We start from the raw sequence: 10,640 nt of genomic DNA, 5'->3' as shown, positions 1-10,640 counted from the left end.
CCCGCCCTTTTAGCTCAGTCGGTAGAGCGTCTCCATGGTAAGGAGAAGGTCAACGGTTCGATTCCGTTAAAGGGCTCAAATTGAAAAGGCCCCCGCCTTGTGGCGGGGGCCTTTTTGCGTTGTCGTACGGCTGTGGTGCCGGTGACCCCCGAGAGGGAGTCACCGGGACCGTCAGCGGTCGTGGGGCTCGTGCAGGCGCATCGCCAGGATGGCCATGTCGTCGGAGGCCGGGGCCTGGGCGAAGCGTTCGACCGCGCGGAGGACACGGGAGGCGACCGCGCCGGCCGTCAGGCCCGTACAGCTCTTGAGGACCTCGGCCAGGCCGTCGTCGCCCAGCATGCGGGAGCCCTCGCGGCGCTCCGTCACGCCGTCGGTGACGCAGAGGAGGACGTCGCCCGGGTCGAGGGTGACCGTCTGCTCGTACAGCTCCAGGTCCTCCATGACGCCCAGGAGCGGCTGCGGTTCCGCCGCGGGCTCGACCGTGCCGTCCGGGCGGAGGCGCAGCGGGAGGGGGTGGCCGGCGCAGACGACCTTGAGGATCGCCGAGCCGTCCTCCTGCGGGCGCATCTCGCCGTAGAGGAGGGTCAGGAAGCGGCTGCGGGCGCCCTCGTCGAGGATCGCCGCGTTCAGCCGTTCCAGGACGGCGGGGCCGCCGAAGCCCTCACGGGCCAGGAGGCGCAGGGCATGGCGGGCCAGGCCGGTGACGGCGGCCGCCTCCGGGCCCGTGCCGCAGACGTCGCCGATGGCGAATCCGTAGGCGCCGTCCCGGATGGGGAAGAGGTCGTAGAAGTCGCCCCCGACCTCGTTGCCCTCGCCGGCCGCGCGGTAGATGACGTCGACCTCGACGCCCGGGATCGTGGGGAGGCCGGGCGGGAGCAGGCTGCGCTGGAGGGACTGGCTGATCGCCACGCGCTCCGAGTACAGGCGGGCGTTGTCCAGGGCCAGGGCGGCCCGGCGCGAGAGGTCCTCGGCGAGCTCCAGGATCTCCTGGCGGAAGTGGTCCTCCGAGGGCCTGCCGAGGGTCAGCATGCCGATGACCCGGTTGCGGGCGACCAGCGGCAGGACGACCGTCTCACCGGCGACCGCGCTCGCCGTGGCGAGGGTGTTGTCGATGCCGGAGGAGAGCGGGCTCGCGGGGTGGTCGAGGGCGCGGACCGAGGCGGTCAGCGCGGCGCGGTGCGCGGCCTCCCCGGGGGCGGACCAGACGCGGGCGCCGGGGGTCGGCACCGGATCCGGCGGGGCGATGGAGGAGAGCAGGGCCTTGAGGCCGTCGATGCGGTCCTCGTCCTCGTGGAGCACGTACGAGAGGTACGGGTCGGAGGCCTGGTCGGCGATCGTGTAGACCGCGCACCAGGTGGCGAGGGTGGGGACCGTCATCTGGGCCATGAGGGCCAGGGTCTGGTCGCGGTCGAGGGTGCCGGCCAGGAGGTCGGAGGCCTCGACGAGGAAGCTGAGGGAGCCGCGGCGCAGGCGCTCGAGTTCGCCGAGCCGGGCGGACTCGACGGCCAGGGCGATGCGGTCGGCGGCGAACTGGAGGCGGAGCGCCTCCTCGTTGGAGTAGCGGTTCGCGCTCTCGGCCGCCACGCCGAGGGAGCCGGTGAGCCGGCCCTCGACCTTGAGCGGGACGGTGACGACCGAGCGCATGCCGGTGCCTTCGAGGAGCGGGACGGCGCCGGGGACGGCGGCCAGGTCCTCGTGGACGGCGGGCATGCGGGCGGAGCCGTAACGGCTGGCGCCGGTCTCCACGGGGACGCGGGCGAAGCGCTGGCGGGCGGCCGGGAGGCCGGTGGTCGCCCGTACCTCCAGTTCCGTCTCGTCGTCGGTGGCGAGCAGGAGGAAGGCGGCGTCGCCGTCGAGCATGTCGCGGGCGCGTTCGACCGTGCGCTGGAGGAGGCCGTCGAGGTCGTCGGGGGCCGGGGAGCCGATGAAGACCTCGAAGGGGTCGGCGGTGCGGCCCTCGGTGCCCGGCTCGACGGCGGGGCGCTGGGGGGTCTGGAGGACGGCGCGCTCGTGCTCCCGTACGAGGAGGCAGACGGTGGAGGGCTCGCCCTGGGCGTCGCGGACCCGGAGGTGCGAGGCGTAGACGGGGATCACGCGGCCGTCGGCGCAGCGGATGCCGTAGCTGCCCTCCCAGCGGGAGAGGCGGAGGGCCTCGGCGAGGCCGGTGCCGATGCCGGGGGTGTGGGGCCAGGCGGCGAGGTCGCCGAGGGGTTTGCCGGTGACCTGTTCGGCCTCGTAGCCGAAGAGCTCCTCGGCGTCCTCGTTCCACGCGGTGATCGTGCCGCCGCGGTCGATCTGGGCGACGGCGACGCGGACGCGGCTCTCGGCGACCGGGAGGACGGCGTCGGGGAGGACGGGGCCGGCGGAGCGGGTGCCGACGGGGCGCTGGGGGAGGTCGAGGTGGAACCAGACGTGCTTGCGGGTGGGGGAGTAGTCGACGCCCCAGCGGTGGGCGAGGGCGGCGCAGAGGAGCAGGCCCCGGCCGTTCTCGCGGTCCGGGCTGCCCAGGGAGCGGCCGCTCTGGACGGGGATCTCGCGCTCGGGGTAGCGGTCGGCGACCTCGACGCGGATGCTGTCGTCGGAGCGGAGGCAGAGGACTTCGGCGGCGGTGCCGGCGTGGATGACGGCGTTGGTGACGAGCTCGCTGGTGAGGACGACGGCGTCGTCGACGAGTTCGGGGTGTCCCCAGCCCTGGAGGGTGTCCCGGACGAAGGCGCGGGCGGCCGCGACGGACCGCCCGACGGGCTCGAAGGTGGCAGTCGCCCGCGCGGTGATCACAGCACTCCTCGTACGCGTCTCGACGCCCGGCTCTGCCATGCTCGGTCTGTCCCTCCCGCTGCCCGGTGGTCGTGCGCACGCCACACCGCCCCCGCCGGGCGGACCGGGGCGGTTGGACAGCCGGATGCCAGGTTACTTACCTTCGCTGTCCGAGCGGATGCCGGTCACCGTTGATTCCGCCCCTGGAGGGTAGGGACGCTGTACGAAGCTGCCGAACTGTTATCGCCTGGTTCGGTCACGGTGAAACACTGGGCAGGCTGACGGCGAGAGCCGGAGCGGTACGGTCGACCCCTTTCGGGAGGGACACGGTGGAGTCTGGCACGGCGGCGCGGCGCGGCGGAGGCAGTGGCACGCGCGCGAGGGGCGGGCGTTCCCGTGGGGGGACGGTCCAGGTGGACGCGGCGGCGCTGGAGCGGTTGCTGGCCGCGCTGGTGTCGATGCGGGACGGGAACTTCCGCAAGCGGCTGACGGTGTCCGGCGACGGGGTCATGGCGGAGATCGCCGCCGTGTTCAACGAGGTCGCCGACCGGCAGATGCACGTGACGGGCGAGCTGTCGCGGGTCCGGCGGGTGGTCGGCCGTGAGGGCAAGCTGTCCGAGCGGCTCGAGGCGGGGGCCAGCGAGGGGGCGTGGGCGGCGGCGATCGAGGCCGCGAACGCGCTCGTCGACGATCTGGCCCGGCCGGTGTCCGAGGTGGGGCGGGTCCTGTCGGCGGTGGCCGAGGGCGATCTGGACCAGCGGATGGACCTGCGTTCGGAGGGTGCGGACGGGACCGTGCGGCCGTTGCGCGGGGAGTTCCTGAAGGTCGCCCGTACCGCCAACAACCTGGTCGACCAGCTGTCGGTGTTCGCCTCCGAGGTGACCCGGGTCGCCGTCGAGGTGGGTACGGACGGCAAGCTGGGCGGGCAGGCGCAGGTGCGCGGGGTGTCCGGTTCGTGGAAGGACCTCACGGACTCCGTCAACACCATGGCGAACCGGCTGACGGCCCAGGTGCGGGACATCGCGCTCGTGACGACGGCGGTCGCCAACGGCGACCTGTCGCAGAAGGTCACGGCGAACGTCGCCGGCGAGATGCTGGAGCTGAAGAACACCGTCAACCGGATGGTGGACCAGCTGTCGTCGTTCTCCTCCGAGGTGACCCGCGTCGCGCGCGAGGTGGGTACGGAGGGCGAGCTCGGCGGTCAGGCCGAGGTGGCCGGGGTCGCCGGCGTGTGGAAGGACCTCACCGACTCCGTCAATACGATGGCGGGCAATCTCACCAATCAGGTGAGAGGGATCGCGGAGGTGACGACGGCGGTCGCCAACGGCGACCTGTCGCAGAAGGTGCGGGTCTCCGCGCGCGGTGAGATCGCCCAACTCGCCGACACCATCAACCAGATGACGGAGACGCTGCGGACGTTCGCCGACGAGGTGACCCGCGTGTCGGGCGAGGTCGGCGCGCAGGGCCTGCTGGGCGGCCAGGCGCAGGTGCCGGGTGCGGCGGGGACGTGGAAGGACCTCACGGACTCGGTCAACACGGTCTTCCGGAACATCACCACGCAGGTGCGGGACATCGCGCAGGTGACGACGGCGGTCGCCAACGGCGACCTGTCGCAGAAGGTCACGGTGAACGTGGCCGGCGAGATGCTGGAGCTGAAGAACACCGTCAACACGATGGTGGACCAGCTCTCCGCCTTCGGTTCCGAGGTGACCCGGGTGGCCCGGGAGGTCGGCGTCGAGGGTCTGCTCGGCGGCCAGGCCGAGGTGCCGGGTGCGGCGGGTACGTGGAAGGACCTCACCGATTCGGTGAACACTGCCTTCCGGAACCTGACCGGTCAGGTGCGGGACATCGCGCAGGTGACGACGGCGGTCGCCAACGGCGACCTGTCGCAGAAGGTCACGGTGGACGTGGCCGGCGAGATGCTGGAGCTGAAGAACACCGTCAACACGATGGTGTCGCAGCTGTCGTCCTTCGCGGACCAGGTGACCCGGATGGCCCGGGACGTGGGCACCGAGGGCCGGCTGGGCGGTCAGGCGCGGGTGGACGGGGTGTCCGGGCGCTGGCGGGAGCTCACGGACTCCGTGAACTTCATGGCCGGCAACCTGACCTCGCAGGTGCGGCAGATCGCGCAGGTGACGACGGCCGTGGCCCGGGGCGACCTGTCGCAGAAGATCGACGTGGACGCGCGGGGCGAGATCCTGGAGCTGAAGAACACCATCAACACGATGGTGGACCAGCTGTCCGCCTTCGCGGACCAGGTGACCCGGGTGGCCCGCGAGGTGGGCACGGACGGGAGGCTCGGCGGTCAGGCGCAGGTGCCGGGCGTGGCCGGTGTGTGGCGTGATCTGACGGACTCGGTGAACGGCATGGCCGGCAACCTCACCACCCAGGTCCGCAACATCGCGCAGGTCGCCACCGCGGTGGCGCGCGGTGACCTGTCGCAGAAGATCGACGTGGACGCGCGGGGCGAGATCCTGGAGCTGAAGAACACCCTCAACACGATGGTGGACCAGCTCTCGAACTTCGCGGAGCAGGTGACCCGGGTGGCCCGTGAGGTGGGCACCGAGGGCATCCTGGGCGGTCAGGCCGAGGTGCAGGGGGTCTCCGGCACCTGGAAGGACCTCACCCAGTCGGTGAACATGATGGCGAACAACCTGACCTTCCAGGTCCGGAACATCGCCGAGGTCACGACGGCGGTCGCCATGGGCGACCTGTCGAAGAAGATCACGGTCGACGCCAAGGGCGAGATCCTGGAGCTGGTGACGACCGTCAACACGATGGTCGACCAGCTGTCGAACTTCGCCGACGAGGTGACGAGGGTGGCCCGCGAGGTGGGCACCGAGGGCATCCTCGGCGGCCAGGCCCGGGTGCGCGGGGTGACCGGCATCTGGAAGGACCTCAGCGACAACGTGAACCTGATGGCCAACAACCTGACCAGCCAGGTGCGCAACATCTCCCGGGTCTCCGCGGCCGTCGCCAACGGCGACCTGACGAAGAAGGTCACCGTCGAGGCGCGCGGCGAGGTCGCCGAGCTCGCCGACACCGTCAACACGATGGTGACGACGCTGTCGTCCTTCGCCGACGAGGTGACCCGCGTCGCGCGCGAGGTGGGCACGGACGGCATCCTGGGCGGCCAGGCGCGGGTGCCGGGGGTGTCGGGCACCTGGCGGGACCTGACGGACTCGGTGAACGGCATGGCCGACAACCTCACCGGCCAGGTGCGCCAGATCGCCGCCGTCACCACCGCCATCGCCAAGGGCGACCTCACCAAGAAGATCGACATCGACGCGCGCGGTGAGATCCAGGAGCTGAAGAGCACCATCAACACGATGGTCGACCAGCTGTCGAACTTCGCGGAGGAGGTCACCCGCGTCGCCCGCGAGGTGGGCACGGACGGGCAGCTGGGCGGTCAGGCCCGGGTCCGTGACGTGGACGGCACCTGGCGGGACCTGACCGAGTCCGTGAACGAGATGGCCGGGAACCTGACCCGGCAGGTGCGGGCGATCGCGGCCGTCGCCACGGCGGTGACCCGGGGCGACCTCAACCTCAAGATCGACGGTGTCGACGCGGCGGGCGAGATCCAGGCCCTCCAGGAGAACATCAACACCATGATCGCCAACCTGCGCGACACCACCCTCGCCAACGAGGAGCAGGACTGGCTCAAGGGCAACCTGGCCCGCATCTCCGGTCTCATGCAGGGCCGGCGGGACCTGGACGACGTGGCCTCGCTCATCATGAGCGAGCTGACGCCGGTCGTCTCGGCCCAGCACGGCGCCTTCTTCGTGGCCATGCCGACGGGTTCCGCGCACGGCGACGCCGAGCTGGTGGGCGAGGGCGACGGTTCGTACGAGCTGCGGATGCGCGGGAGTTACGGATACTCCGCCGGCTCCATGCCGACCTCGTTCCGGCCCGGGGAGACCCTCATCGGGACGGCGGCGGAGGAGAAGCGGACCATCCAGGTCAACGTGCCGCCGGGCTATCTGAAGATCTCGTCCGGACTCGGCGAGGCCGCGCCCGCGCACGTGATCGTGCTGCCGGTCCTCTTCGAGGGCAAGGTCCTCGGCGTGATCGAGCTGGCGTCCTTCCAGCCGTTCACGCAGATCCAGCGGGACTTCCTGAACCAGCTCGCCGAGCTGATCGCGACCACGGTCAACACCATCAGCGTCAACACCAAGACCGAGGTGCTGCTCCAGCAGTCGCAGAAGCTGACCGAGCAGCTCAAGGAGCGGTCGGCCGAGCTGGAGCACCGGCAGAAGGAGCTCCAGGGCTCCAACCTGGAACTGGAGGAGAAGGCCGAGCTGCTCGCCCGGCAGAACCGCGACATCGAGGTGAAGAACACCGAGATCGAGGAGGCCCGACAGGTCCTGGAGGAGCGGGCGGAACAGCTCGCCGTCTCCATGCGGTACAAGTCGGAGTTCCTCGCCAACATGTCGCACGAGCTGCGCACGCCGCTCAACTCGCTGCTGATCCTCGCCAAGTTGCTCGCGGACAACGCCGAGACCAACCTGACGCCGAAGCAGGTCGAGTTCGCGGAGACCATCCACGGAGCGGGTTCGGACCTGCTCCAGCTGATCAACGACATCCTCGACCTGTCGAAGGTCGAGGCGGGCAAGATGGACGTCTCGCCGACCCGCATCGCGCTCGTCCAGCTCGTCGACTACGTGGAGGCGACGTTCCGCCCGCTCACGGCGGAGAAGGGGCTCGACTTCTCGGTGCGGGTCTCGCCCGAGCTGCCGGCCACGCTCCACACCGACGAGCAGCGGCTGCTCCAGGTCCTGCGCAACCTGCTGTCCAACGCGGTGAAGTTCACCGACACGGGCGCGGTGGAGCTGGTGATCCGGCCGGCCGGCGCGGACGTGCCGCAGTCGATCCGCGAGCAGCTCCTGGAGGCGGGTTCGCTGCGCGATCCGGAGGCCGACCTGATCGCCTTCTCGGTCACCGACACCGGGATCGGGATCGCGGCCAGCAAGATGCGGGTCATCTTCGAGGCGTTCAAGCAGGCCGACGGCACGACCAGCCGGAAGTACGGCGGCACGGGTCTCGGGCTCTCGATCAGCCGGGAGATCGCGCGGCTGCTCGGCGGCGAGATCTTCGCGGCGAGCGAGCCCGGCCGCGGTTCCACGTTCACGCTCTACCTGCCGCTGAGCCCGACGGAGCTGCCGTCGGGCGGCTACGGGCAGGGCCCCCAGGACGCCGACGATCCGCAGCAGGGGGCCGAGGAGGGCACGGCCGGGGCCGTCCACCCCTTCCCGCACTTCCCGCCGGCGCCCGTACGGGCGGAGGCGCGGTCCGGGGCCGGGGCGCTGTTCCGGCACCGGCGGAAGGCCGCGGCGGAGGCGACCGGGGTGCGGGGCGCGGTCCCCGGGCAGTCCGGGCAGCAGAGCGCGGAGGAACGGGAGGAGCCGGAGGCCGAGCCGCGGCGTACGTTCAGCTTCTCCGGCGAGAAGGTGCTGATCGTCGACGACGACATCCGCAATGTCTTCGCGCTCACCAGCGTCCTGGAGCAGCACGGCCTCGCGGTGCTCTACGCCGAGAACGGGCGGGAGGGCATCGAGGTCCTGGAGCAGCACGACGACGTCACGGTCGTGCTGATGGACATCATGATGCCGGAGATGGACGGATACGCGACGACGACCGCGATCCGGCGCATGCCGCAGTTCGCGGGGCTGCCGATCATCGCGCTGACCGCGAAGGCGATGAAGGGCGACCGGGAGAAGGCGATCGAGTCCGGTGCCTCGGACTACGTGACGAAGCCGGTCGACCCCGATCATCTGCTGTCCGTCATGGAACAGTGGATGCGGGGGGAGTGACTCCGCAGCGGGGGTCCGCGCCGTGCGCGGCGCGGACCCCCGGGCTCCGCCGGCGCGCGCCGGCCGGCTGTCGCCAGGGGTGTGTGAGAGGGCGGGATACGGGGAACCTTCTGGTCTCCCACCGCGTTTCTGCTATGTGCACAGTGACATCGCGGTGACAGGGTGTGGCGACGGGCGGGGTGCGGCTACGATGACCGGCACAAGGACGGACGGCGCTAGGGAGTCGTCTTCTGGGGCGGCGCCCGGTGCTTCCCCCGGTTCGGGGGTCCGGGGAGAGCCGTTGCCGGGACGAGGAGGACGGGGCATGGTGCAGAAGGCCAAGATCCTCCTGGTCGATGACCGGCCGGAGAATCTGCTGGCGCTGGAGGCCATTCTCTCCGCGCTCGATCAGACGCTGGTGCGGGCATCGTCCGGGGAGGAAGCGCTCAAGGCGCTGTTGACGGACGACTTCGCGGTCATCCTGCTCGACGTCCAGATGCCGGGAATGGACGGTTTCGAGACCGCCGCCCACATCAAGCGGCGCGAGCGGACCCGGGACATCCCGATCATCTTCCTCACCGCCATCAACCACGGACCCCACCACACCTTCCGGGGGTACGCGGCCGGAGCGGTCGACTACATCTCCAAGCCCTTCGACCCGTGGGTGCTGCGCGCCAAGGTCTCGGTCTTCGTCGAGCTCTACATGAAGAACTGCAAGCTGCGCGAGCAGGCCGCCCTGCTGCGGCTGCAGTTGGAGGGCGGCGCCGAGGGCGGCCACGGCAAGGAGTCCGCCGGACTGCTCGCCGAGCTCTCCGCCCGGCTCGCGGCCGTCGAGGAGCAGGCCGAGGCCCTGTCGAAGCAGCTCGACGACGACTCCGCCGACGCGGCGGCCGTCGCCACCGCCGCGCATCTGGAGCGCAAGCTCACCGGGCTGCGCCGGGCCCTGGACGCGCTGGAGCCGGGTACGGGCGCCGCGCCGACCCTGCCCGCCCAGGGCTGACGTGCCGTCACCGACCGTCCCGTCCGGTGGGGATCGCCGTGATGGGGCGTCAGCAGCGTGCTCCGGCGCGGACGACACGAACGGGTGAGGCGGACAGGCGCTCCCCACACCACTCCCCACACCGGTAACCTCGGCATCATGGCTTCACGTACGTCCGGCAAGGGTTCCCAGGGCACGGCGGGCACCGCGAAACCGCGCGCCGGCCGGACGACGGGTGCCGCGAAGAAAGCGGCGCCCGCGAAGTCCTCCGCCAAACCACCCGCGAAGAAGGCACCGGCCAAGAAGGCGCCGGCCAAGAAGGCCGCGCCCGCCAAGCGCCCGCCCGCGCGGAAGACCGCCGCGAAGAAGGCCGCCCCGCGCCCCGCCCCGTCCCCGACCGGGGGCGTCTACCGGCTCGCGCGCGGCGCCTGGCTCGGCCTCGCCCACGGCATCGGGGCGATGTTCCGGAGCATAGGACGCGGCGCCAAGGGGCTCGACCCCGCACACCGCAAGGACGGGCTCGCGCTCCTCCTCCTCGGCCTGGCGCTGATCGTCGCCGCCGGCACCTGGTCCAACCTGCGCGGCCCGGTCGGCGACCTCGTCGAGATGCTCGTGACCGGATCCTTCGGCCGGCTCGACCTGCTCGTACCGCTGCTCCTCGGCGCGATCGGCATCCGGCTCATCCTGTATCCGGAGAAGCCCGAGGCCAACGGCCGGATCAGCATCGGCCTCTCCGCCCTCGTCATCGGCGTCCTCGGCCAGGTGCACATCGCCTGCGGTTCGCCCGGGCGCGGCGACGGCAGCGCGGCCATGCAGGACGCCGGCGGGCTCATCGGCTGGGCCGCGTCCCAGCCCCTCGTCTTCATGATGGGCGAGGTCCTCGCCGTACCGATGCTGGTGCTGCTCACCGTCTTCGGGCTGCTCGTGGTCACCGCCACCCCGGTCAACGCCATCCCGCAGCGGCTGCGCGCGCTCGGCGCCAGGCTGGGCATCATCGAACTCCCGTACGACCCGGCGGAGGTGGAGGAGTACGGGGGGCACCCGGGCCACGAGGCGTACGACGAGGAGTGGCGGGGGGGGGGGGGGGGGGGCGCGCGGGCCGGGCGGCGGGGCGC

Annotated in this window: 3 protein-coding genes, 1 tRNA gene and 1 pseudogene; 4 read left to right on the top strand and 1 reads right to left on the bottom strand. The window is 71.5% G+C overall.

What is annotated here, in order from left to right; genetic code table 11:
- The first annotated feature begins 3 nt into the window (after positions 1–3).
- A tRNA-Thr gene (locus K7G60_RS37165) sits at positions 4–76 on the top strand.
- 95 nt (positions 77–171) lie between these two features.
- Here the strand turns inward: K7G60_RS37165 and K7G60_RS37160 are convergent.
- A complete protein-coding gene (locus tag K7G60_RS37160) occupies positions 172–2,817 on the bottom strand; it encodes a SpoIIE family protein phosphatase (protein ID WP_225805380.1) in 2,646 nt (881 codons plus the stop codon).
- A 269-nt stretch (positions 2,818–3,086) separates the two neighbouring features.
- On the opposite strand from K7G60_RS37160, the gene K7G60_RS37155 reads away from it, so the two are divergent.
- The 3 genes and pseudogenes from K7G60_RS37155 to K7G60_RS37145 all read left to right on the top strand — a co-directional run.
- Positions 3,087–8,567 (top strand): HAMP domain-containing protein, encoded by a 5,481-nt coding sequence (locus K7G60_RS37155; RefSeq protein ID WP_225805379.1) that lies wholly within the window; start codon positions 3,087–3,089, stop codon positions 8,565–8,567.
- Positions 8,568–8,871: 304 nt separating this feature from the next.
- Positions 8,872–9,546, top strand: coding sequence for a two-component system response regulator (locus K7G60_RS37150; RefSeq protein WP_225805378.1), 675 nt, complete (start codon positions 8,872–8,874; stop codon positions 9,544–9,546).
- A gap of 138 nt (positions 9,547–9,684) precedes the next feature.
- A pseudogene (locus tag K7G60_RS37145) lies at positions 9,685–10,640 on the top strand (cell division protein FtsK); the annotation flags it as partial.

The sequence above is a fragment of the Streptomyces sp. NK15101 genome (genome assembly GCF_020400725.1).
In the GTDB taxonomy this organism is placed as follows: domain Bacteria; phylum Actinomycetota; class Actinomycetes; order Streptomycetales; family Streptomycetaceae; genus Streptomyces.
This window is presented reverse-complemented; position numbering and strand designations above follow the sequence as displayed.

Coding starts and splice junctions, on each gene's coding strand:
- K7G60_RS37160 (WP_225805380.1), bottom strand. CDS start 2,817: ATGGCAGAGCCGGGCGTCGAGACGCGTACGAGGAGTGCTGTGATCACC.
- K7G60_RS37150 (WP_225805378.1), top strand. CDS start 8,872: ATGGTGCAGAAGGCCAAGATCCTCCTGGTCGATGACCGGCCGGAGAAT.